We start from the raw sequence: 22,965 nt of genomic DNA, 5'->3' as shown, positions 1-22,965 counted from the left end.
GCGGGCTCCCGTCCTTCTTCCCTGGTTCTTCAGTGGGACGGTCCACCGTGGAGGGAGTCAATTCAAGCCGTTGCTTTGACGCCACGCCAGAGAGCCGCCAGGACACTCGCAAAGGATCTCCATGGACATCGCTCCCTCACCCTTCGCCGTTCGGCAGACCTTCGGCCCGCGGGCCGGCGACGTGGACCAGCACGAGCACCTGCCCGCTCCCTCCCCGTCCGCCTCGTTCCTCGGCCCGCACCATCTCGTCCACTGCCCGGACACTCCGGAGGCGTTCGTGCTCGCCTCCACGGAGCCGGTCCGTCAGCACTTCGCCTTCTCCACCGAACTCCCGCAGGACCACCCGCTGTTCTCCGATGCGACGGCGCCCTTCCACGATCTGCTGTACCCGGTCGAGTCGCTGCGGCAGACGGCGCTCTTCGCCGCCGGGCGGTACTTCCGGGTGCCGGAGAACCGGCGCACGCTCGTCACCACCAGCGCGGCGGTGGTAACCGATGTGGCTCCGTGGCAGCGTTCCCGGACCGGCAGCCAGCTCGGCCTCGACCTCGATCTGACGCCGACCGAGGTCGTGAAGGGCGTACCGCGCGGGATGCGGTGCCGTGCGTCGGTGAGCATCGACGGTGCGCAGTGCGGCACGGCCGAGGCCCGGCTCCTGTTCCTGATGCCGGGGGTGTACCGCAACCACCGCACGCACGGCCGGCAGGAGAGCGACCACTCCGCCCAGCGCAACAGCGGACTGCCGCCGGGCCACGCCACCCCCGCGCCCTCGCTGGTCGGCCGCGGCTCGGCACGCAACGTCATGATCGGGCTGCCGTTCGACGAGTCGGAGGAAGGGCTGACGTTCCCGGTGGACGTGCCCGCGGCCAGGGAGGTCCTGCCGGACGCGGGACACGAGGTGCCCGCCTCGCTCTTCCTGGAGACCTCCCGCCAGGCGGCGCTGTTCGCCGCCGGTGAGCTCTACGGCTTCGCGCCCTCCCACACCCTGCTGACGAACTGGCGGGCGTCGTTCCGAGGCTTCGCTGAACCGGGGCTGCCGCTGCGCTGCTCCGTACAGCCGCTCGGTGAACAAGCGGGGTCCGAGCTGCGTCGCAACGCCTCCGGGCAGCCCGTCGCGGAGCTGAGGCTGACCTTCGTCCAGGGTTCCCGCGTGGTGTCGACCGTGGCCGCATCCGTCCTGCAGATCTGCTGATCGGCACGTTCCGGCCTCGTGCCGCCGGACGGCCGCGAAGGAGCACACCATGCGATTTCATGTGCTGGGCCCGGTCCGGATGGAACAGAGAACACCGTCCGCCGCCAAGCCCAGAGTCGTACTCGCCACGCTTCTGGTCCAGGGGAACAACGTCGTCTCCACCCACAGCCTGATCGACGAGCTGTGGGGCATGGAGCCGCCGCGCACCGCCGCGACCACGCTCCAGGTCTACGTGTCGCAGTTGCGCAAGGCGCTGGCCGACGCCGTGGACGACGAGCGGCAGCAGCCGCTCCTGACCAGGCCGCCCGGCTATGTGATCCAGGTGCGCCCGGGAGAGCTGGACCTCGCGGTCTTCGAGTCGCTGCGCACCCGGGGCCGCGCCGCCTACGAGCAGCGGGACTTCGAGGCGGCCTCGCGGTGGCTCGGCGAGTCGCTGGCCCTGTGGTCGGGGCCCGCGCTGTCCGGGATTCCGCACGGGCCTTCGCTGGAGACGAACGCCATACGGCTCAACGAGCTGCGCACGGAGGTGCTGGAGCAGCGGATCGCCGCCGATCTCCTGCTGGGACGCCACCATGAGCTGATCGGCGAACTGATGGCGCTGGCCAACGAGTTCCCGATGCGGGAGACGCTGCAGGCCCATCTGATGGTCGCCCTGTACCGGTCGGGGCGGGAGGCGGAAGCCCTGCGGACCTACCACCGGGCGCGCCGGACGCTGATCAACGAACTGGGGGTCGAGCCCGGCCCCACGCTGACCCGGCTCCTGGACCGGGTACTGGCCGCCGACCCCGGACTGGCCTGGCACGACACCCCGCTGCGGGCCTCCGGGACGGTCGCGTCCGGCTCCCCTTCGCGGCCGCGCCAGGGTGCCCCGTCCCTGCACCGGCTGCCGCCGAGGGCGGCTCACTTCACCGGCCGGGACGAGGAACTGGCCCGGGGGCGACGGTTCCTGGCCGCCACCGCCCCGGTGGCGGCCCGGGTGCTGGCGGTCTCGGGAAGGCCCGGGGTGGGCAAGTCCTCGCTGGCCGTCCAACTGGCGCACGCCGCAGACGGGTTCGCCGACGGGAGGATCCATATCGGGCTGCGCGACGCGGCGGGGGCGGCCGTTCTGCCGGAGACGGCGATGGCGATGCTGCTGCGCCGGCTGCGGGCCGACGACCCGGCACCGGACGACCCGCTGCCGGCCGGTGCCGAGGAACTCGGCGAGCTGCTGCACCGGCACACCCAGGGCCGGGACCTGCTGCTCGTCCTCGACGACGCCGTGTCCGAGGCCCAGGTGCGGCCGCTGCTCGCGTCCGTACCGGACAGCATGGTCGTACTGACCAGCCGCCGGACGCTGGCGGCGCTGGACGACGTGCAGCATCTGGTCCTCGATGTGCTCGGCCCCGAGGAGGCCGAGCGGCTCCTGACCGACGCGGGCGGGCCGCGCATGGCGCAGGACCCGGCGGCGGTCGCCGAGCTGGCGCGGCTGTGCGGCCGGCTGCCGCTCGCCCTGCGCGTGACCGCCGGCGGCCTGGCGGTCCGGCCGCACTGGACCGCGGCCGGGCTGGTGAAGCGGCTGGCCGACGAACGGACCCGGCTGTCCGCGCTGACACTGGGCGACCTGGACGTGCGCAGCGGACTGCTGGCCGCCTACCGGGATGTCCCGGCCCCCGAGCGGGCGGCGTTCCGGCTGCTCGGTCTCGCCCCGCTGCCCGGCTTCCGGCTGTGGACCGCGGCCGCGTTGCTCGGCCTGGATCCCCCCGAGGCCGAAGGGCGGCTGGAGACGCTCGTGCGGGCGCACCTCCTGGAGGCGCGGGGGCGTTCCGGGACGCAGGCTCCGGTGAGCTACGGGTTCCATTCGCTGCTGAGGTCGCTGGCCCTGGAGATGCTGGCCGAGGAACCCGCGCCGGTCGTGCCGGCCGCGATGGACCGGCTCGGCCGGGCGGGTGTCGTACTGGCGCGCCGGGCGGACGCCTTGCTCGCGCCCGGCCGGGACCGGCTCGCGGCCTCCGAGGGGGCCGGTGCGGCGCGGCCGCCGGGGTTCTCGCCGCTGACGTGGTTCCGGGAGGAGTCCGCCGGTCTCCTGGCGGTCGTACGGCAGACGCATGCGGCCGGGCTGTGGGGGCCGACGAGCGCGCTGGCGTCCGCCCTGAGCGGGTACTACGAGGCGTGCGCGCGGTGGGACGACTGGCAGGTCAGCCACGATCTGGCGGTCGACGCGGCCCGGCGCTCCGCAGACCTGGCCGCGGAGGCGTCCTTGGTGCGGTCCCTGGGTGATCTGGCCTGGCAGCGCCGCCGGTACGACCGGGCCATGGGCTGCTACGAGCTCGGCGGCCGGCTGTTCATCCGGCACGGCGACCGGGCCGGAGCGGGCCGTTGCTCCTGCGGCGAGGGCGATGTGCTCTTCGGCCGGGGCCGGGTGGCGGAGGCCGGGACGCGGTACGCGCGGGCGCTGGGCGCGGGCCGTGCGGAGGGTGACGCGCGGGGCCTGGCGGACGCGCTGCGCGGGCTCGCCTTCGTGGCGCTGCGCGAGGGGCGCTCCGAGGAGGCGCTGCGCCTGCTCGGCGAGTGCGCCGACGCGGCGACGGCGGCGGGCGACGAGCGCTGGCACGCCTACGCGCGGCGGACCGGCGCCCTGGTGGCCGAGACGGCCGAGGCTTCGTGGTCCCGGCTGGAAGTGCGCCCCGGGGTCTGGCTGCTGGACCCGTCGGCGGGCTGACGTGCGGGCCCCGGGCGGTGGGCCCGGCATCCCTACCGGGCCCTCGGCCTCTCCACCGCCCGCCGGAGCCCTACTGGGCGGGCCGCAGCACCCGGACCGAGGGGGTGACGGGGCTGTCGCCCGTGCGGGAGCCGTCCAGGGCGGGCCGACGGGTGCGGAGCATCTGACGCCACTGCTCGGCGCTGTAGGCGGCGGGTTCCGTGGTGGCGATGAAGTCGCGTACGACTTCGAGGAAGCGGTCGGGTTCGGAACGGAACGGGAAGTGGCCCGAGTTCTCGAAGATCTCCAGCCGGCTGCCGGGCATCGACACGTGGCCCAGGCCCGCGTGGAGTGCGGGGACCACCTGGTCGCGGCCGCCCCACAGGAGCATCGTGGGCATCCCCTGGGCGAGGTAGCAGCGGTCGAGCATCGTGCCGACCTGGCCGCGCCAGTCGACCACCGCGCGCAGGGTGCGGATGAAGGCGTTGCGGGCGTGCGCGTCCGGCAGCGCGTCCACCACCCGGAGCAGGTCGGGGGCGTCGACACCGAGGCCGTTGCCGAGACGCTGCAGGACCTTGACCGCCATTTCGAACTGCCGGCGCATGGTGGGCAGCCGCAGCCCCTGGAGCAGGAACTGGGCGCCCGGCAGCGAGGCCGCGCGGAGCAGCGGGGTGACCTGCCGGCCGATGCCGCCGGTGCCGACGAGCACGAGCCTCTCGCAACGCTCGGGGAACTGGTAGGCGAACTGCATGGCCACCGCGCCGCCGAGCGAGTGCCCGATGAGGGTGGCCCGCTCGATGCCGAGGACGCCCAGCAGGTCCCGCATGCCGTTGGCGTACGCCGGCAGTGAGTAGTCGGCCCTGGGCTTCTCGGACTCGCCGTGGCCCAGCAGGTCGGGGGCGATGACCCGGTAGTTCCTGGCCAGGTCCGGCATGACGTCGCTCCACGTGTCGGAGGAGGCGCCGATGCCGTGGATGAGCAGTACCGCGTCGCCCTTGCCGGCCATGCGGAACGCCCGCCGGTAGCCGTGCACGGTGCGGTGGCGGAGCCGGATCGGGGAGCCGGTGCGCCCGGGGGCTCTCTTCGGTCCGGCCGCCTCGCTCATGCCTCCTCCGACCGTGCGGAGCGGCGCTCGGACGCCCGGTGGCCGAACCGTTCGTGGACGGCGGGGGCGGAGACCGAACGGGTGTGGGTCAGATCGCTCTCGATCACGCCGAGAGAGGCGAGACTGTGCCAGGGGCGTACGGTGGCGACCGTGCTGTTTGAATAGCGTTTGTCCGTCATGACTGCCTCCTTGACTGGGTGACCGGCCGGGACGGGCCGGGAACGCGTCGTCGCGTGAGTCGTGCGCGGAGCAGTGATCCGATCAGCCAGCGCCGCATCGCGCCCAGGTGGGCGGGCGAGCCGTGCACATCGTCGAAGACCTTGACCCGTACGTCGGGGGCCGTGCGGAGCAGGAGCCGCTGGTCCGAGGCCGGGATGATCTCGTCCCGGGCGCTGGCCACGTACCGCACCGGAACCCGGACGTTCCGCAGCTGCCCGGCGGTGAGGGCGAACTCCGCCAGCGTGGCGCGCAGTTCGTCGCGGCCGGCGGATTCGGTGAGCCGGACCAGGGTGTCCACGGTGATGCTGGGGACCTTCGGCCACCAGGTCTCGTCGGTGAAGAACTCCGCGACCGGGGCGCCCACGGTCAGGACGCGCCGGATGCGGGGGTCCTCGGCGGCGGCCCGCAGGGCGAGGTGGCCGCTGAAGCTGAGGGTCAGCATGGACGTGTCCGTGGTGTCGGCCCGTCCGGCCAGCTGGTCCATCAGCTCGGTGAGCAGCCGCCAGGAGTCGGGCCGGTAGGCGGTGGTGTTCTCGCCGACACCGGGGAACTCGGTCACCACCGCGGCGAAGCCCAGGCGCCGCAGCAGCGGCAGCAGCCGTGCCCACTGTTCCTTCACGCTGACGATGCCGCCCATGACGACGAGCAGGGGCCTGGGGCGGGCCGCGTCGAGGCCGGAGGCCCAGCAGACCACTTCCCCGCCGGGGTGTTTCAGCTCCACGCGTTCGATGTCGCGCTGCCCGCGTCGCCAGGTGTCGAAGGTCTCCACCCCCAGCCGCTGTGCCTCCTGGCGGGCGGGGTCCCCGTGGTGCGGGAACCTGGCCAGTGCGAAGTGGCTGCAGGCACTGAGCAGTTCGCCGTCCGCGGCGGCCGCCCGTCCCGCCCCGGTCCACACCGAGGTCCAGGAGGCGGGGTCGCCCTGCGTGTCGTTGGTGATCCGGCCGAGGAGCCGGGTGGTGTGCTGGGGGTCCATGCCCTGACTGCGGGCGTGCAGCCGGGCGAACTCTTTCAGTTCCTCAAGGTGGTTCACGTCCATCACCCTCCCGTCGACATCGACTTTCACCGCTGTTCCTAGCGGCCCGGTTGTGCCCCTGAGTGCGGCTGACGGCACGTCGGGGAGCTCACCACCACTCGTTCTCGGCGCCGGCCTCCGCCTCGTCCTCGCCGAGCGCCTCGGTGAGGGCGTCGACGATTCCGCCATCCAGCGTGGTGTGCGCCCGGGTGTCCCCGGTGCCCCCGAAACCGGAGTCCCCGGCGGCGACGCTGATGGTGTACTCGTCGTCGAGGTAGAAGGTGCGGAAGGCCCATTCGGTGCCGGTGCCCGGTGTGCCGTCGGGCCGGCGCACCTCCGTGGGGGTGCCGTCCGTCTCGAACCCGAAATCGGTGAACCGGAACTGCATGCCGAGGCCGATCGCCTTGCTGTACGCCTCTTTGAGCGTCCAGAGCCGGATCAGTGCGGCATCCCGTCCGGCGGGGTCCATGGCCTCGATCAGCTCGACCTCGCGCGGGGTGCACAGGTGCCGGCCGAGGTTGGGGCCGTACAGCACGCGGTCGGAGCGTTCGGCGTCCACGCCGATGACCGCGCCGGTGGCGAGTCCCACCAGGAGCAGGTCCTCGGTGTGGCTGAGGCTGATCTGCACGCCGTCGTAGCCGCGCAGGTAGGGCCGGCCGGACGGCGTGTAGCCCAGCTCCACCGACTGCGGAGGCACGCGCAGCGCCGCGGCGGCCGCGAACTTGAGCAGCACCCGCGAGGAGGCGAACCTGGTCCGGACGTCCGGGTGGGTCAGGTCCAGGTAGCGGGCCCAGTCCCGGCCCAGGAGGGCCCGCAGCCGAGGCCCGCCGGCCCGTTCCGGGCGCCAGTCGTCCAGCCGTGCGTACAGCACCGCGCAGGCGTGTTCCGCCAGGTCGGCCCGGACCCTGTTCCAGTCTCCGTCGGGTCCGGAGATCAGGATCGGTTCACCGAACGTCCGGCTCGGGGGCTGCTTCCCTGGAGCCGTCATCGAAGTCCTCCATGGTCTGGTGCAGGGCGCTCAGGACATCGGCCGCGGTGGCTCCGTCGATCACTCGGTGGTCGAAGGTGAGGCCGAGCCGCATCATCGGCGCCGGTACGATCTCGCCGTCGCGGACCACCGCGCGCTCCACGATCCTTCCGGCGCAAAGGGTGACGGCCGTGCCGCCGGCGGAGTGGAATCCGTCGACGGTCCGGTGGCCGAGCGAGCTGACCGACACCGTGCCGAGGATCCCGGGCCGCTTCGCCGGGTCGCGCAGGGCGGCCGCGAAGGCGAGGCGGCCCAGCGGGGCGGGGATGCGGCTCAGCATCCGTACCCCCTTGAACTCCGGGAGATCTGCCGCTTCCTCGCCCCGGTAGCGCTCGACCCGCTCCTGGATCTCGGCCAGTGACGCCTTCTCCAGGCCGGGGACGAGCGCCGAGAGCACGCTGCGTTCGCCGTCCACCGGCCGGTCCAGGGCCAGCTTGCCCGTGACCGTGCCGAACCGCATGAGGCGTGGACGGCGCAGGATTCCCGGCCAGCCGGGGGCCATCACCGCGTTGGCCTCGGGGTGCTGTGCGAGGACGCGCCCCGCGGTGTGCAGCAGGTAGCTCACCACCGAGTAGCGCGCTCCGCGCTCCCGGGCGGCGGCGCGGTGTTCCTGGATCCGGGTCATGTCGATGTCGGTGTCCAGGTGCACCGGGCGCTGGCCCGCCGCCCATTCCAGGAAGTAGAGGGTGTGGCGGCGCCGGCGCACCGTGCCGGGGCCGGCGCCGCCGGACGCGCCGCTCACGCCGGTACCGCCAGCTCGTAGATCTCCTTCAGGCTGCGTGCCTCGAGCACCCGGCCGACCGGGATCGACGAGCCGAGTGCCTGCTCGACGGCGGTGACCAGCTTGAGCAGGTAGAGCGAGTCCCATTCCGGCAACTCATCGAAGTCCGCGCCGATCTGCTCGTCGGTCAGCGGCAGGCCGAGCTCGTCACGGACCGTACTGATGAAGTCGTCGATGCTGTATCCGACGGGGGTGGCGCTGCTCATCTCTCCTCCAGGGTCATATCTTCTCCAGGGCGAATCCGGCCTTGATCCATTTGCTGGACTCGATGGCCACGGCGAGTGCCTTCTCCCCCGCCGACATCTGTGTCAGAAGCTTCTCGATCTGGAGGAAGGGCAGTGCGTTGCCGTTGTTGCCGGTGTCGGCGACGCAGGAGATCTCCAGTGCCGTCGGCACGTCGAGCTGCTCGGTGATCTTCCGGGTCATCCGGCCGGACAGCTGGGGCGGCAGGAGGTAGTCCAGCTGGTCGGTGTCCCAGTCGAGTTCGCCGAGCAGCTCCCAGAGGATCTCCACGGCCATCACCGGGACGTGCTCCTCGATGGCCTTGTAGTCCTCGGTGACCGCCTGCCGGTCCTCGTGCCGGTCGGCGAGCCCGAACCATTCGATGACCTGGCCCGGCTTGCGGCCGAGGCCGGTGAAGCGGTTGAGGACCTGGCGCACCGCCACCGCCTTGCCGCGCGGCTCCGCGCTGACGAGGGCGGCACCCGCGCCGTCCCCGAACAGGACGAAGTTCACCAGGTCGCTCGGTGCCGCTCCGGTCAGGTCGCGCTGGACGTCCAGATGCTTGCTGCACACGTCGCCGCCGATGACCAGACCGGTGCGGTACTGGCCGGAGGCGATCATCGTCTGTGCCAGGCCGAGCGCCTGGACGGCGCCGGCGCAGCCCGACTGGAGCTGGAAGGTGGGCACCTGGTCCAGGCCCAGCTGGTCGGCGATGTCGTTGACGGTGGCGGGCATCAGGGTGTCGGGGGTGGCGGTCCCGAGGACGATGAAGTCGATCTCGCCGGGGTCGGTGTCCGAGCCGCCCAGGGCGCGTTCGCAGGCCTGGGCGCAGAGGTCCGCCAGCGTCCAGCGCACCTCCCCGGTGCCCAGATCGCGGGCGAAGTGGCGGGTCCTGGTGCCGATGAACACCTCGATCCATTCCTCGTTGACGCCGAGCACCTTGGCGAGCTGGGCGTTGTCGACCGGCTCACCGGGCAGTGCGGTGCCGACGGACACGACGTAGGTCGTCGGGGTGCGGTTCTCCTCGGTCATGCGGTCCTCTCCTCAATGCCGGCGCCGGCGGCGGAGGCGTCACGTGCGCACAGGTAGTTCACGAGGTCGCCGACCGAGGAGAGAACGGGCAGCAGGTCCTGCACCGTGAGCGGGCCGATACCGGTCAGCCGTTCCTCGATACGGTTCTTCAGCTCCATGACCATCACGGAGTCGAAGCCGAGTTCCTCGTAGAGCCGCAGGTGCGGGGCGAGTTCGCTGGTCTCGTACCCCCCGACCTGTCCGATCGCCTCCAGCACCGCCTCGGCCACGGGGTCCGCGGCGGCCGGCCGGTTCAGCACGAGTACGGGGGTGGCCGCGCGGGCCCCGCCGGATGCGCCCCCGTCCGCCGCGGCCCCCGGAGCGGAGTTCGCCGCCGGACCGTACGGGAAGTCCTCGCGCGGGGTCTGCGCGGACCGGACCGGGCCGCGGGTCCAGTAGCGGTGCTCGTCACTGAACGCGTACAGGGGCAGTCGCTGCGGGGTGCGCTCCGCCTCGGTGTAGGCGGCATCCCAGTCCGGGTCGGCGCCGCCCCGGTAGAGGTCGGACAGCGCCTGCGCCAGGTCGCGGCCGCCGGACTCCGCGTTCCGTACGGGCAGGACGAAGGCCGGGCGCGGGCCCGACTTGGGCGGACCGATCTTGCGTGCCATGGAGGTGAGGACCGGCGAGGGGCCGAGCTCGACCGCCTGGCCGGGGCCGTCGTCCAGCAGCTGGGAGGCGGCGTCCCCGAACAGCACCGGCTGCCTGATGTGCGCGGTCCAGTAGGCGGCGTCCATGGCCTCGCCGTCCAGCCTCCGGCCGTACACGGTCGAGTACACGGGCAGTTCGGGTATCCCGCCGCCCACCTCTTCGGCGACCTTGGCGAACCGTTCCACCATCGGGTCCATCAGGTAGGAGTGGAAGGCGTGCGAGACCTTGAGCATCCGGGTGCGGAAGCGGTCCCGGCCGAGGTCCTTCTCGACCCGGCGCAGCGCCGCCAGCTCTCCCGAAAGCACCACGGCCTGGGGCCCGTTGACCACCGCGATGCCGACCTGGTCCTCACCCGCCAGCCGGTCGGCGAGGACCTCGCGGCCGGCCAGCACGGCCAGCATGCCGCCGCCGTCGGGGAGTTCCTGCATCAGGGCGCCCCTGGCGGCTATCAGCCGGGCCGCGCCCTCCAGCGGGAACACCCCGCCCAGGCACGCGGCCGCGTACTCGCCCACGCTGTGGCCGAGCAGCAGACCGGGCCGCACACCGAGCTCCTGGAGGGTGCGCCCCAGGGCGTACCCGACCGCGAACAGCGCGGGCTGTGCCCAGGCCGTACGGTGCACCGCCTCGTCCCCGGCCAGGATCAGATCGCGTACCGACCCCTGGGTGTGCGGCCGGAGCGCGGCATCCGCCTCGTCGAGGAACCTGCGGTAGAGCGGCGAGTCCTGGTAGAGCCGCGCGGTCATCCTCGGGTACTGCGAGCCCTGGCCGGTGAACAGGAACGCGGTGCGCGGCCGGGCGGTGGGCGCGCCGGTGAACCGGGCCAGCCGGTCCGGGTCGGCGGCGGCCTCGCGCAGCCCGCGCACCAGCTCGCCGGTGTCGCCGGCGGGCATCGCGAACCGGTAGCGGTGACCGGACTTGACCCGGTTGCCGCTCCAGCTGAGCGCTCCGACCGGCAGCCGCCGGCGGGAGAGCTCGTCGGCCTGGCGCACCAGGTTGCGGCGCAGCGCGTCCGGCGTGGGCGCGGTCAGCGTGAAGACCGCGCAGCCGATGCCGGTCCCCGCGTCTCCGCCGGATCCGGCGGATCCGGCGGACCGGGGGCGGACCGCGTGCGCGGGCGCGGACTCCAGCACGGCGTGCGCGTTGGTGCCGCCCATGCCGAAACTGCTGAGGCCGGCCAGCGACGGTGTGTTCGCCAGCTTCAACGGTGCCTTGAGCAGCCGCAGCCCGTGCTCGCGCAGCTTGAGCTGCTGGTTCTCCTTGACCGCGAACCGGCTGGGCGGCACGGTGCGGTGGTGCAGGGAGAGCGCCACCTTGATGAGCCCGGCGATGCCGGCGGCGCCCTCGGTGTGACCGAGGTTGCCCTTGACCGAACCGAGCGCCATGGGCTTGCCGGTGCGTCCGGCGTGGTGGTGGCCGAGTGCCTTGACCTCCATCATGTCGCCGAGCGCGGTGCCGGTGCCGTGTCCTTCGGTGAAGACCATGTCGGCCGCCTCGACACCGGCCCGCTCGTAGGCGTGCTCCAGCACTTCCTGCTGGGCCCAGCGGTTGGGGGCGGTGAGGCCGTTGCTGCGTCCGTCCTGGTTGACGGCCGTGCCCCGGATCACCGCGTACACCTGCTGGCCGTCGGCCAGTGCGTCCTCCAGCCTGCGCAGCACGACGGCGCCGACGCCCTCGCCCCGGCCGATGCCGTTGGCCTCGGAACTGAACGGCTTGCACCGGCCGTCCGGCGCGGACAGCCCTGCCTGGGTGTAGAAGATCGACAGGGCGGGTGTGAGGGCGACGTTGACGCCGCCCGCGATCGCGTGGTCGCACTCCCCCGCGAGCAGCGCGTTGGCCGCCAGGTGCACGGCCACCAGTGAGGAGGAGCAGGCCGTGTCGACGGCGAGGCTCGGCCCCTTGAGGTCCAGGTGGTACGAGATCCGGTTGGCGGTCATGCAGTAGCCGTTGCCGGACCCCACCTGGGCGGTGACCCGGGCGTAGTCGGTCAGGTGCAGCTGCGCCCATTCGTTGCCCATGATGCCGACGAAGACTCCGGTGCGGGTGCCCGCCAGCTTCTGCGGCGGCAGTCCCGCGTCCTCGACGGCCCGCCAGGCGCACTGGAGCAGCAGCCGCTGCTGGGGGTCCATGGCGGCCGCCTCGCGCGGCGAGATGGTGAAGAACTCGTTGTCGAACGCGTCCGGGTCCTCGATGAACCCGCCCTCGGTGGTGTTGGAGTGCCCCTCGGCCGCGGTGGGCGAGTGGAACTCGGCGGCGTCCCAGCGCTGCCCGGGGACCTGTCCGACCCCGTCCCCGGACCGCATGAGGAGCTCCCAGTAGGCGCCGGCATCGGGCGCCCCCGGGAACCGGCAGTCGATACCGACTATGGCGATCTGGCCCATCAGGCAGTCCTCACCCCGTCGGCGAATGTCTCCATCAGGTGTCCGGCGAGCGCGGCGACCGTCGGGTAGTCCCAGGCGACGGTCGGCTCCAGTACGAGGTCGAAGTCCTCCTCGATGTCACCGCACAGGCTGAGTGCGGCGACCGAGTCGAGACCGTACTCGGCGAGCGGCACGGCCGGGTCGATCTCACCCGGCTGCCGCTTCAGGTACAGGGCGATGCGCTCGGCCAGCCACGTGGTCAGCTCTTCCGTGGTGTGTCCAGTGGTCGGAACGGGCATGGTGCACTCCTCGGCGAAATTCGGACGGTCCGGCGGTTGCCGGCCGAGCTCCGGCCGTCAGCCGGCCAGTGGGGTGTTGTACAGGTCGTAACTGCGGTTCTCGCGGAAGCGGTGGAGCACCTCCTCGTGCACCCGTCGGTCGCAGGATTCCGGCAGGTCGGGCTGGGGGCGGCCGAGCCTGCGGCCGAGCCGGTCCAGGGCGGCGGCCGCCCAGGAGGGGTCGGCGAGGAACGGGTCGTCGCCGTCGCGGGCCTGCTGCCAGACGCCGATCACCGAGGCGGCTGCCAGCAGTACGGTGTAGCGGTCCGCCAGCGCGAAGCTGCTCGGGCTCGCCAGGGCCGTGCGGTCCTGGGGTTCGAGGCCCCGGCTCTGCTCCTGGAGCTGCCGCAGCTCGTCCATCATCCGGAGCGCCGAGCCGTGTACGGCCCGCTCCTCGGGCGTGCTGCTGGGCAGTTCGTCCACCGCGGCGACGAGTGAGGCGCTGAGCGAGTCCCGTCCGCTGGCCAGCGTCAGCCGGTCGAACGGGATCTCCGGCAGTTCCTCGCGGAGCCGGAAGAGGGAGGGCGGGGCCGGGTCGCCGGCGAACCAGGCACGCCTGGCCAGCCTGGACAGCTGCGGAATGATGGTGGCCTGGCAGGCGGCGGATCCCGCGTGGCCGAGGCTGAGCACCGGCAGGTCGCGGACGTGCTTCTGGAAGATCCCGAACTCGCCGTCGCGGACGTAGAAGCGGGCACCGAGCACGATCGAGAGGTCGTACATGGCGTCCGTGAGCATCTTCGGGACCAGGTACTTGACGGCTGCCGCGTACACGCTGGTCTCCTCCGGCAGCACGTGGACGGCGCGGGTGGCGGCGAGCGAGAGGCTGTCGCAGATCAGCAGGTCCAGGAAGGCGCTGGACAGGGTGGCCTTGGCGTGCGGGATATCCATGACCGAACGCCGGTACAGCTGCCTGCCGAGCGCGAACTTGACGACGGTCCGCAGATTGGTGTCGGTCGCCCCGAGCGCCATGCCGGGGACGGCGCTGCGGGTGATCTGGAAGGCGCGGAGGGCGAGTTCGACGCCCTTCCCCTCCTGCCCGACGAGCGCGGAGGCGGGCACCTGGCAGTCGTCGAAGTCCAGGCCGGACAGATGACAGCCGCGCACCCCCACCGCGTCGTAGCGCGGCAGGACCCGGTAGCGGTCCTCGTCGAGGCCGTCGCGCTCGGCGAACAGCACCGAGTGGCTGCGGCTGCCCGGCGCCGGGTCGGTCCGGCTGAACAGGACCCACGCCGCCGCCCGGTCCGCGTTGTTGATGACCTGCTTGGCGCCGCCCAGCAGGTAGCCGCCGGGCGCCGGGCGGGCCCGGAACTCGTTGCGTACGAAGTCGTTGCCGTGGGCGAGCTCGTGGTACGCGACGGACACCTTGCCGCCGTCGAGCAGCAGCCGGGCGAGCCGGGCGCGCTGTTCGTCGCTGCCCGAGGCCCAGACGTTGACACCGGCCATGAAGGAGGTGACTCCGTAGCCCAGCCCGAGGGCGATGTCCCGGCGGAACACCTGGCGCATCACGCGCACCAGCGTGTCGATCCGCTCCAGCCGCCCGCCGTGGGCGCGCGGCACGAAGTCGGCGTTGAGCACCAGTTCGTCGAGTGCCCGCTCACCCGTCTCCGACAGTTCTCCGGCCTCGTCGGCTTCCAGGAGCCGGGCGTGGGAGACCTCGCCCCGCCCGTCGTTGGGGTCACCGAGCCGCCGTTCCAGCTCGGCGACGCGTGCGACCACCCTGGCTTCCTGGCCGGCCCTGTGGGTTTCGCCCGGGGCGTCGAAGGACACTCCGTTCGCTCCCGAGGCCGAAGTACCGATCAGCATGGCGTCCTCTCTCAACTCGTGCCGGCGGTTGCGCCGGTGCTTTTCAGCGGAAGCGGTTCCGGCAGCCGCTGAGGCAGCAGCGAGAACAGCTCTCCGGTCCGGCGGCCGGCCCGCAGATGCGCCAGCAGCCCTTCGTAAGCCTCGGTGTCACCGCTGCCCGGCTCTCCGAGCCGTTCGAGGATCCGGCCGAGCGCGGCACGCAGCCACAGCCCGTCCTGCCACAGCGCGGCGGTGCTTCCGCCGGCCGTCGCGCCGGAGCTGTGCACCCACAGGCCGAGGCAGGCCGCCCCCGCGTAGCAGAGCGTGTAGCGGCGGGCCAGGTCGAAGACCTCCGGCTCCACCTCACCGGCCGGGCTCTGCCGGCTCTCCATCTCGGTGTGCACCCGGCGCTCCACGGCGACGAGCCGCTCGGCGGACTCGACCGCCCCGCGGAGCGCCGGGTTGTCCTCGGCCAGCCGGCTCAGCTCGGCGACGGAGGCGTCGAGGCCCGCCAGTACGCCGCTGCCGTGACGGGCGACCAGCGAGAGCCGGGCCGGGTCCAGCGCCGGGACCGGCACCGACAGGTCGTAGGCCGCCACCGCTCCCGCGCTGTCGCCGGTACCGCGCCGTCTGCCGCGCACCAGTGAACGGAACTGGTTGATGAGGGAGTTGAGGTTGACCAGGGTGTTGCCGTCGAAGAGCCCGACGATCCGGTGGTCGCGCTCGATCTTCTGGAACATCCCGCCCGCGTACACGCCCTTGAGGAACGCGCGGGCGCCGAGCACCCGGGTCAGACCGGCGAGCACGGCCTCGGTGCCGCTGGGCAGCAGGTACTTGGTCACGGCCGCGGTGACACTGAGCTCGTCCGTCTGGGTGTGCACGGCGCGGGCCGCGAACACGGCGAGCGCCTCGTGCAGCAGCACGTCGGCCGCCGCGGTGCTCAGCACCGACCGGGCCTGCGGGAGGTCGATCAGGCGCCGGCCGTAGAGCTCGCGCTCCTCGGCGAAGTCCACGGCGATCCGCAGCCCGTGGTCGGCGGCGCCCAGGGAGAGCGAGGCGCACATGGTGCGGGTGAGCTGCAGGGCCTTGAGCACCGTCTCCAGGCCGCCGCCCTCGGTGCCGACCAGGTCATCCCGTCCCACCCGGGCGCCGTCGAAGACGATCCCGGAGATGTCGGCCCCCCGGATGCCGTGCGTGCGGACCTTGGGCAGGTGGCGGTAGCTCCCGGGGCCGAGCTTCCTCTTGTCGACCAGCAGAACGCTGAAACCGCGCGGCCCGCCCGCCGGGTCGGTCCGGGTGAGCAGGGAGAACACACTGCCCCGGGTGGCGTTGTTGATCAGCCACTTCTCGCCGCTGACCAGCCACCCGTCCGCCTCACCCGCACCCGCACCCGCCACCTCACCGGCCAGCAGATCGCTGCCGTGGGCCCGTTCGGTGAGCCCGAGCGAGACCGGCACACCGGCCCGGATGTCCGCGCCGAGGCGCTGCGCCTGTTCCGGCGTACCGGACACCCACACGCACACCCCGCCGAGGTAGGTCTTGCCGTGGCCGACGGCCACCGTCAGATCCCGCCGGGCGACCGTGCGCATGAGCTGCAGGACCTGTTCGTAGCTGCGCAGCCGTCCGCCGTGCTCGACCGGCACGTAGTAGTCGGTGAGCCCCCATTCCTCCAGCTGTCGGCAGATGTCGGCGGGGAACTCCTCCTTCTCGTCCAGCTCCACACAGCGCGTGTGGGAGAACGGGCGGGCGGGGTCGCCCGGGTCGCCGAGGAAGCGGTCGAGCTCCTCGGCGATCCGGTAGGGCGGATGCTCCATGTCAGACCGCCGCTTCCAGTGGGCGGTCGGTGGCGTCGGCGACGGCCTCCCGGACCGCGGGCTCCAGCACCTCGTACAGCGGGGTGAGCGCGCCCTGCAGGAAGAGCTTGCGCATCAGGGTGCGCTGGATCTTGCCGCTGGTGGTCTTGCGGATGGTGCCGGGGCGCACCAGCACCACGTTGCCGGCGGAGACGTTGAACTCCTTGCCGATCAGGCTCTGGGCGCCGGTGGCGACCGCGCGCAGATCGGTGCTGACGGCGCTGGCCCTGACCTCCTGGACGATGATCAGGTGCTCCCGGTCGGTCTCGACCGAGAACACCGCGCCCGAGCCGAAGCCCAGCGAGCCGTCGCTGGACTGGACGGCACGCTCGACGTCCTGCGGGTAGAGGTTGCGGCCGGCGAAGATGACGATCTCCTTGAGCCGGCCGGTGACGTACAGCTGGCCGTCCTCCAGGACGCCGAGGTCGCCGGTGCGCAGCCAGCCGCCGCCGTCGCGGTTGCCTTCGGCGTCGGTGATGTGCGCGTCGAAGATCTCCTCGTTGGTCAGCGGGCGCTTCCAGTACCCGCCGGCGACGCTGTCGCCCTTGACCCAGATCTCGCCGACGCCGCCCTGCGGCCGCTCCAGGAAGGTCTCCGGGTCGACGATGCGCACCTCGAAGTCCTCGGCGTGCACCACGCCGCTGCTGACCAGGGTCCGGGAGGGGCCGCCCTCCGCCGGGACGCCGAGCCGGCCCTGTTCCAGGGCGGCCGGGTCGACGGCACGGTTCACCGGGCTGAGTCCGAGCGGGGTGCCCGACACGAGCAGGGTGGTCTCCGCCATGCCGTAGCAGGGGAAGAAGGACTCGGCCCGGAAGCCCGTCGGGGCGAAGCGCTCGGTGAAGGCCTGCACCGTCTCGCGCCGGATCGGCTCCGCCCCGTTGGCGGCGGCCGTCCAGCGGGACAGGTCCAGGGTCCCCAGTTGCTCGTCGGTGATGCGCCGCACGCACAGGTCGAAGGCGAAGTTGGGGCCGCCGCCGATCGTCACACCGTAGTCGTCGATCATCTTCAGCCAGCGGTACGGCCGCCGGAGGAAGGACGTCGGGGACATCAGGACCGCCGAACCGCCGATGTAGAGCGGGTGCAGGATGTGCCCGATGAGTCCCATGTCATGGTAAAAGGGCAGCCAGCCACCGAAGCGGGACTCGCTGGTGGTGCCGGCCGAGCGATGGATCGCCGCCTCGTTGGCCAGCAGGTTGCCGTGCGAGACCATGACGCCCTTGGGGTCGCTGGTCGAGCCGGACGTGTACTGCAGGAACGCCAGGTCCTGCGGGTTCGGCGACGGCTGGACGTAGGCCCCCGGGTCACCCAGCGTCGTGTCGTCGGTGGCGAGGCAGCGGACGTCGTTCATACCCTCCGCGGCCAGCCAGGCGGATATCTCCGGGGCATGGGCGGAGTCGGTGAGCACCACCCGTACCTCGGCGTCCCGCAGGATGCCGGAGACCCGGGCGAAGTGCTGGCCCTGCTCGGTGGGGAGCGTGGCGGGCACGGCGACGGCCCCCGCGTACAGGCACGCGGTGAACGCCTTGATGAAGTCGGTGCCCGAGGGGTAGAGAAGCAGCACCTGCCGGCCGCCGGCCCGGTTCTCCTGGATCAGCGAGGCTATCCGGCGCGCTTCCCGGTCGAGACCGGCGTACGTCAGGTGTTCCGGGGCCGAACCCCCGGTGTCGTCCCGCAGGAAGATGAAGGCGTCCTCGGCGCCGAGCGCGGCGGTACGCGTCAGGACGAGTTCCGTAAAGGTTCGGAAGCTTGTCAACGTCTTTCCCTGGCCTCTCCGAGATCCGTCGGCACTGAGCCGGCGAAGGGTGTTCGGACAGGTCCGATCGTGGGTGCGCGCGCTAAGGCATCGCTTGTGTCACCTGGGAAGTCGCCCCCTGCCGGGAGCACGCGCAAGCCTGCCGTCCGCCCCGGGGGATGGGCGGACGGCAGGCGGTCGGTGGGGCGCTCGGCGGGCCCGTCAGCCGGTGCCGGGCCCGAACGCGGCGTCGAGGGTCACATGGCCGGGAACCTGCGGGAGGACGTCGAGCGCGTGACGGAAGACGAGGTGGCCCCCGGCGTTCTCGGACGTGGTGCCGAAGCCGAGCGACGGGAGGAAGTCGCGCACCTTGAGGTTCTTCGCCGTCGGCAGGTAGGTGCCGTGCACCGCCGGCGCCCCGGTGTCCCGGGCGTGCGCCAGCAGGGCGGCGAGCGCGGCCTGTTCGATGCCCCGGGCGAAGACCCGGCAGCTGAGGAGGACGTTGTCGATGTGGAGGCCGTCCGGATCGCGGTGCGCGAACAGGGCCCCCACGACGCCGTTGTCCCCGAAGCGGTCGCGGGCGCGCACGGCGAGCACGAGGTGGCCCGGGGAGTCGAGCCGTTCCTGGACGTCGGCCTTCTGCAGCCGTTGCGTGGTCAGGTTGAACTGATTGGTGCGCAGGGTGATCTGGGCGATCCGGGCGAGCTCGTGGGGCCGTACCGGCGAGAGCTCGACGCGCACGTCCAGTTCCCGCAGGTAGTCGTCCATCGATCCGGCGCTGTCCAGGAGGTCCCGGCGTCCGGCGTCGGCCCGGTACTGACCGGCCCGGTCCCGGTCGGCGTCGGTCAGCTCGCGCGTGTCGAACCAGCCGTCGGCGAGCAGCCGGCCGATGTGCAGGGCGGGCTCCTCGTCGAGGCGGACCACGGCGGTGTCGGGCAGGTTCGCGGCGACGAGCCCGCACTCGAAGGGCGAGTCGTCCGCGAAGACCAGGCTGTCCACGCCCAGGTTGAGCCGCTCCGCGATGGCGCGGAGATTGCCGTCCTTGGGCTGCCAGTTGGCGCTGATCGCCACGAAGTCGTCCTCACGCAGCCGCATGTCCGGGTGGTCACGCAGTACGTCGGTGACGGCGTCCTGGTCGTTCTTGCTGCAGACGGCGAGGAGCACCCCCTGGGAGCCGATCTGCTTGACGACCTGCTGGAACGCGCCGAACGCCGCGCCTCGGTAGGTCGTCGCCGCCGCGATGCCGCCGGGGCCGTCGTCGCCCAGGATGCCGTCCCACAGGGTGTTGTCCAGGTCGACGACCAGCACCTTCTTGGTCCGGCCGCGCAGGGCACGGGCCAGGTGGCCGATCTCGCGTGCGTACCGGGCCAGCAGCTCCGCACCGAGATGCACCCCGGCGTAGGCGGCGAGCCGGCTGTCGCGCACCGGTCCGGACTCCGCGATCAGCGGATCGAGGTCGACCACGTGCACGCGCGGGTGCGCCAGCGCCAGGCGCAGCAGACCCGCGTTGAACTCCCGCCACTTCAGGGACAGTTCACTGCGCGAGCGATGGTCGACCAGCTGCCGGGTGTGCACGGTCAGCAGCGGCAGGGTGTTGAGCACCAGCACCCCGGAGCCGTGGCTCACGTACTGCTCGACGAGTCCGCCGATGAGGCGGAGCTTCGCGTCCAGGGCCTCGGACACATCGCCCGGCCCCCAGGGGGAGGGCAGTTCACCGAAGATGATCTCCGCGTCGAGCAGGCAGAGCGCGAGGTCGGTGTCCGGCGCGTACAGCGGGCTGGCGGTGTCGCGCAGATCGCGCAGCCAGGCGTCGTGCTCCCCCTGCACCAGCCGCAGCGGCATTCCGTGCCGGGCGAGCTCCGCGGCCAGCGGGGCGCCGAGCGCGTCCAGGGTGCCGTGGCCGGTCACGGCCGCTGTCAACGGCATCGCGCCCGCGTGGAGTTCGCGGATCGCCTCGGGTGCCGTCCTGGCCAGCAGCCCGCCGGCCCGGGCCAGCCCCTTCCAGCCGTCGTCCGTCTGCGCGATCTCGGCGAGCAGCCCCGGGACCCGGGGGTACTCCGCCGCGATCCGGCCCTCGTCGTGCAGAGCGCGCAGCCGCGCCGACGCGTCGGCGCGGGTGGTCTCCGTGGGCGTCGGTGCTGTGGGTGCTGTCACGGCTTCGTCCTCCTCGCTGTCGCTCCGGCGCGGCCGGCCGGCCGCGTCCCGTGAAGCCCGGCCCTCGCGCGGCGGTGCAGCCCCTTGCCCGCGACCCGCCACAGCAGCCGCACGGGGCCCGGCAGCCGGCCGAGGAACTCGTCGTAGTGCTCGGGACCCGCGGCGACGGCCATGGCACCGAGCATGTAGATCCGCTTGTCCTTGGGCACGGCGTCCCGGCCGCGCTCGCTCAGCCGTCCCCACTCCTGCGCGGTGAACCGGCCGGGCACCAGCGGAAGGATGTGCCGCTCCTCGTCCGCGAGGTGTTCGTCCAGGGCGGGCAGGAGCTCGGCGCACGCGCGGGTGAGTACGTCGCGCAGGGCGGGGTCCGCCGTGTCCCGCCAGCGGGGCAGGACCTCGGCCACCTGCCCGAGGGACCGGGCGATCCGTTCGTGCTGCCGCTCCATCCGTAGCAGCAGCGCGGGGTCGACCTCCGGGTCCCCTTCCAGTCGGGGCCAGACCAGCTCGTCCTCGGCAAGGTGGTGTTCCTCCAGCATCGTGTCGAGTGCTTCGAGGTGGGCCGCCACGACCTTGCTGCGCCCGGTGTCCTCGGCGTCGACCGCCGCCACCAGGGCGGCCGCGGTCCGGTACTCCTGTTGGAACAGCCGGTGCACGACCACCATCTCGCCGGTGTCCGGCTCGCTCGACCGCCGCTTGGCCGCCATTTCCCTCACCCTGGCCTTCATGATCGGTCCGTTGCCCCGGAGTCTGACCGGGGCCTCTTAAGGGGGACTTGTGCCGTGTGGCCCGGGGCGCCGCGTGCGGGGCCCCGGTGTGTTTAGCAGGACTGAAGCAGGTGGCCGCAGCGTGTGGCAGGGCTCCACGCCCCGATTCCCGCCCGCCCCCTGCCGCCGTGAAGGAGTGCACCCCCGTGCGCCGAATCTCCTCCGAGGTCCACATCGTCGCCGATCCCGGCCGGGTGTGGGCCGTACTCACCGATTTCGCCCGGTTCAAGGACTGGAACCCGTTCCTGGTCTCCGCCGCCGGGCAGGCCGATCCCGGCGCACGGCTGGCGTTGCGCTTCCGGCTGCCCGGCGGCCGCGAGATGGACTTCGGGCCGACCGTGCTGGCCGTGGAACCCGGCCGGCTGTTGCGCTGGCGCGGCCGGCTCGGGATGCCGGGGATCTTCGACGGTGTGCACAGCTTCGAGCTGACCGCCCGGGACGGCGGCACCCATGTGCGGCAGAGCGAACAGTTCAGCGGGGCGCTGGTCCCCTTCTGCGGCTCGCTCATCCGGCAGAGCGGTGAGGGCTTCGCCACCCTGACCGATGCGCTGAAGACCCGGGTGGAGGAGCAGATCCCTCAAGGACGCCTTTAGCTCCCCGCCGGAGCATCGATCGACCGTGGCCCCCCAGAGAGGCAGGACGACGATGACAACAGAGCTGACCGCCCAGGTGTGCGTGGTGGGCGGTGGGCCGGCAGGGCTCGCCCTCGCGGTGGAGCTCGCCCGGCGCTCCGTCTCCGTGGTGGTGCTGGAACAGAGCGGCCACTTCGACCGCTCCTTCCGCGGTGAGTCGGTGTCGCCCGACTCGGTATGGCTGCTGGACCGGCTGGGACTGCTGGATCGCCTCGAGGGTTCCTACCAGCGCATGCACCACATGGAGATCATGGACGGCGGCCGGACCGTCATGCGAGCCGACTTCGAACGCTTCCCCTACCCGAACCCCTACCCGGTGGAGCTGCCGCAGCCCGCGCTGCTCTCCGCGCTGGCCGAGGTGGGCGAGGACCTTCCCGGCTTCACGCTGCTGCGCCGCGGCACCGCTGTGGGACTGCTGCGTGACGACAGCGGCCGGATCGGCGGCGTGCGGGCCCGCACCCCCGAGGGTGAGGTCACCGTGCGGGCCGCCCTGACGGTGGGCGCGGACGGACGCTTCAGCAAGGTCCGCGAGATGTCCGGTCTGCCGTACGAGAAGGTGCCGCTGGAGCGCGACGTGGTGTGGCTGAAGCTGCCGTTCCCCGCCGAGTGGGACGACCGCACCTACCGCGTCCGCATTCGGGGCGACCAGCACGGCCTCTTCATCCCCACCCACCCCGACAGTGTCCGGGTGGGGTTCAACATCCCGAAGGGCGGCCTGAAGGAACTGCGTGCCAAGGGCCTGACCGCACTGTACGAGCGGCTGGACCTGCTGGCCCCCGAACTGTCCGACGCCGTCCGGCAGGAGGTCACCAGCTGGTCGAACACCTCGATGCTGGACATCTTCACCAGTGTGGTGCCGCGCTGGTCGATGCCCGGTCTGGTGCTGGTCGGCGACGCCGCACACACCCTGACCCCGATCCTGGGGCAGGGTGTCAACCACGCCATCATCGACGCCGTCACGCTGGCGCCACTGCTGGAGCGGGCGTTCGCCGAGGACGACGGAGCCGCCGTGGAGCGGGCCACCGAACAGTTCCAGCGATCCCGTGAGAAGCCGGTGAGCCGTTCCCGCCGGCTCCAGCTGCGCCAGGAGAAGCTGTTCGAACTCCACAGCCCGCTGGGCGGCAGGCTCCGGCGCTCCCTCTACCGGGTGGTGGACCGCAGCCCCAGGCTCAAGCTGCGCGTTCTGGCCGGGGCCTACTTCCAGTTGCAGAAGCCCGGTCCGGCCGCCACCCGCCGTGCCACGCAGCCCCATACCGGGACCTGACGGTCCGCCCTCCCACCGGGCCTCCGGTGGGAGGACGGCGGGGGGGGCCGGGGGGGGGGGGGGGGGGGGGGGGGGGGGGGCGGGGGGCGGGGGGGGGGGGGGGGGGGGGGGGGGGGGGGGGGGGGGGGGGGGGGGGTG

Annotated in this window: 18 protein-coding genes; 4 read left to right on the top strand and 14 right to left on the bottom strand. The window is 72.5% G+C overall.

Annotation, left to right across the window (positions count from 1 at the left end; all coding sequences use genetic code 11):
• Positions 1 to 121: 121 nt before the first annotated feature.
• Positions 122 to 1,189, top strand: a complete 1,068-nt coding sequence (locus ACGFU6_RS22665) for an AfsA-related hotdog domain-containing protein (RefSeq protein WP_393613284.1) — start codon at positions 122 to 124, stop codon at positions 1,187 to 1,189.
• A gap of 49 nt (positions 1,190 to 1,238) precedes the next feature.
• The gene (locus ACGFU6_RS22660) at positions 1,239 to 3,887 is read left to right on the top strand and encodes a BTAD domain-containing putative transcriptional regulator (protein ID WP_393613282.1); all 2,649 of its coding nucleotides are present in this window, start codon (positions 1,239 to 1,241) and stop codon (positions 3,885 to 3,887) included.
• 70 nt (positions 3,888 to 3,957) lie between these two features.
• On the opposite strand, the gene ACGFU6_RS22655 is transcribed toward ACGFU6_RS22660, so the two are convergent.
• The 14 genes from ACGFU6_RS22655 to ACGFU6_RS22590 all read right to left on the bottom strand — a co-directional run bounded on the left by ACGFU6_RS22655 (position 3,958) and on the right by ACGFU6_RS22590 (position 20,871).
• A complete protein-coding gene (locus ACGFU6_RS22655; protein ID WP_393613280.1) occupies positions 3,958 to 4,971 on the bottom strand; it encodes an alpha/beta fold hydrolase in 1,014 nt (337 codons plus the stop codon).
• Positions 4,968 to 5,150 (bottom strand): hypothetical protein, encoded by a 183-nt coding sequence (locus ACGFU6_RS22650; RefSeq protein WP_123524454.1) that lies wholly within the window; start codon positions 5,148 to 5,150, stop codon positions 4,968 to 4,970. Before ACGFU6_RS22650 ends, ACGFU6_RS22655 begins: the two co-directional genes overlap by 4 nt.
• On the bottom strand, positions 5,147 to 6,220 hold the full coding sequence (locus ACGFU6_RS22645) for an alpha/beta fold hydrolase (protein ID WP_393613278.1): 1,074 nt from the start codon (positions 6,218 to 6,220) through the stop codon (positions 5,147 to 5,149). Before ACGFU6_RS22645 ends, ACGFU6_RS22650 begins: the two co-directional genes overlap by 4 nt.
• Before the next feature lie 91 nt (positions 6,221 to 6,311).
• Positions 6,312 to 7,190 carry a 4'-phosphopantetheinyl transferase family protein gene (locus ACGFU6_RS22640; RefSeq protein WP_393613276.1) on the bottom strand — a complete coding sequence of 293 codons (879 nt, stop codon included), beginning with the start codon at positions 7,188 to 7,190 and terminating at the stop codon, positions 6,312 to 6,314.
• Positions 7,147 to 7,971: a 2-oxo acid dehydrogenase subunit E2 gene (locus ACGFU6_RS22635; protein WP_393613275.1), complete on the bottom strand. Its 825-nt coding sequence runs from the start codon at positions 7,969 to 7,971 to the stop codon at positions 7,147 to 7,149. Before ACGFU6_RS22635 ends, ACGFU6_RS22640 begins: the two co-directional genes overlap by 44 nt.
• Positions 7,968 to 8,216: an acyl carrier protein gene (locus ACGFU6_RS22630; RefSeq protein WP_393613273.1), complete on the bottom strand. Its 249-nt coding sequence runs from the start codon at positions 8,214 to 8,216 to the stop codon at positions 7,968 to 7,970. The genes ACGFU6_RS22635 and ACGFU6_RS22630 overlap by 4 nt, the downstream gene beginning before the upstream one ends.
• Positions 8,217 to 8,229: 13 nt before the next feature.
• Positions 8,230 to 9,264, bottom strand: a complete 1,035-nt coding sequence (locus ACGFU6_RS22625; RefSeq protein ID WP_393613271.1) for a 3-oxoacyl-ACP synthase III family protein — start codon at positions 9,262 to 9,264, stop codon at positions 8,230 to 8,232.
• Entirely contained in the window at positions 9,261 to 12,329 is a 3,069-nt protein-coding gene (locus ACGFU6_RS22620) for a beta-ketoacyl synthase N-terminal-like domain-containing protein (protein ID WP_393613269.1), read from the bottom strand. Before ACGFU6_RS22620 ends, ACGFU6_RS22625 begins: the two co-directional genes overlap by 4 nt.
• Positions 12,329 to 12,607, bottom strand: a complete 279-nt coding sequence (locus tag ACGFU6_RS22615) for an acyl carrier protein (RefSeq protein ID WP_123524458.1) — start codon at positions 12,605 to 12,607, stop codon at positions 12,329 to 12,331. Before ACGFU6_RS22615 ends, ACGFU6_RS22620 begins: the two co-directional genes overlap by 1 nt.
• A 57-nt stretch (positions 12,608 to 12,664) precedes the next feature.
• On the bottom strand, positions 12,665 to 14,449 hold the full coding sequence (locus tag ACGFU6_RS22610; RefSeq protein ID WP_393613267.1) for an acyl-CoA dehydrogenase family protein: 1,785 nt from the start codon (positions 14,447 to 14,449) through the stop codon (positions 12,665 to 12,667).
• Between the two features lie 11 nt (positions 14,450 to 14,460).
• Entirely contained in the window at positions 14,461 to 16,242 is a 1,782-nt protein-coding gene (locus tag ACGFU6_RS22605; protein WP_393613265.1) for an acyl-CoA dehydrogenase family protein, read from the bottom strand.
• Between the two features lies 1 nt (position 16,243).
• Positions 16,244 to 18,034 (bottom strand): fatty acyl-AMP ligase, encoded by a 1,791-nt coding sequence (locus ACGFU6_RS22600; protein WP_393613263.1) that lies wholly within the window; start codon positions 18,032 to 18,034, stop codon positions 16,244 to 16,246.
• Between the two features lie 201 nt (positions 18,035 to 18,235).
• Positions 18,236 to 20,167 carry an HAD-IIIC family phosphatase gene (locus ACGFU6_RS22595; RefSeq protein ID WP_393613261.1) on the bottom strand — a complete coding sequence of 644 codons (1,932 nt, stop codon included), beginning with the start codon at positions 20,165 to 20,167 and terminating at the stop codon, positions 18,236 to 18,238.
• Positions 20,164 to 20,871, bottom strand: a complete 708-nt coding sequence (locus ACGFU6_RS22590) for a hemerythrin domain-containing protein (protein ID WP_393613259.1) — start codon at positions 20,869 to 20,871, stop codon at positions 20,164 to 20,166. Before ACGFU6_RS22590 ends, ACGFU6_RS22595 begins: the two co-directional genes overlap by 4 nt.
• Positions 20,872 to 21,077: 206 nt before the next feature.
• On the opposite strand from ACGFU6_RS22590, the gene ACGFU6_RS22585 reads away from it, so the two are divergent.
• Positions 21,078 to 21,524, top strand: a complete 447-nt coding sequence (locus tag ACGFU6_RS22585) for an SRPBCC family protein (RefSeq protein ID WP_393613257.1) — start codon at positions 21,078 to 21,080, stop codon at positions 21,522 to 21,524.
• A 52-nt stretch (positions 21,525 to 21,576) separates the two neighbouring features.
• A complete protein-coding gene (locus tag ACGFU6_RS22580) occupies positions 21,577 to 22,827 on the top strand; it encodes an FAD-dependent oxidoreductase (RefSeq protein ID WP_393613256.1) in 1,251 nt (416 codons plus the stop codon).
• Positions 22,828 to 22,965 lie beyond the last annotated feature (138 nt).

Source organism: Streptomyces sp. NPDC048462 (genome assembly GCF_043200175.1).
Taxonomy (GTDB): Bacteria; Actinomycetota; Actinomycetes; order Streptomycetales; family Streptomycetaceae; genus Streptomyces.
Note: the sequence above shows the minus strand (reverse complement) of the source record. Positions and strands in the feature narration are given on the sequence as shown.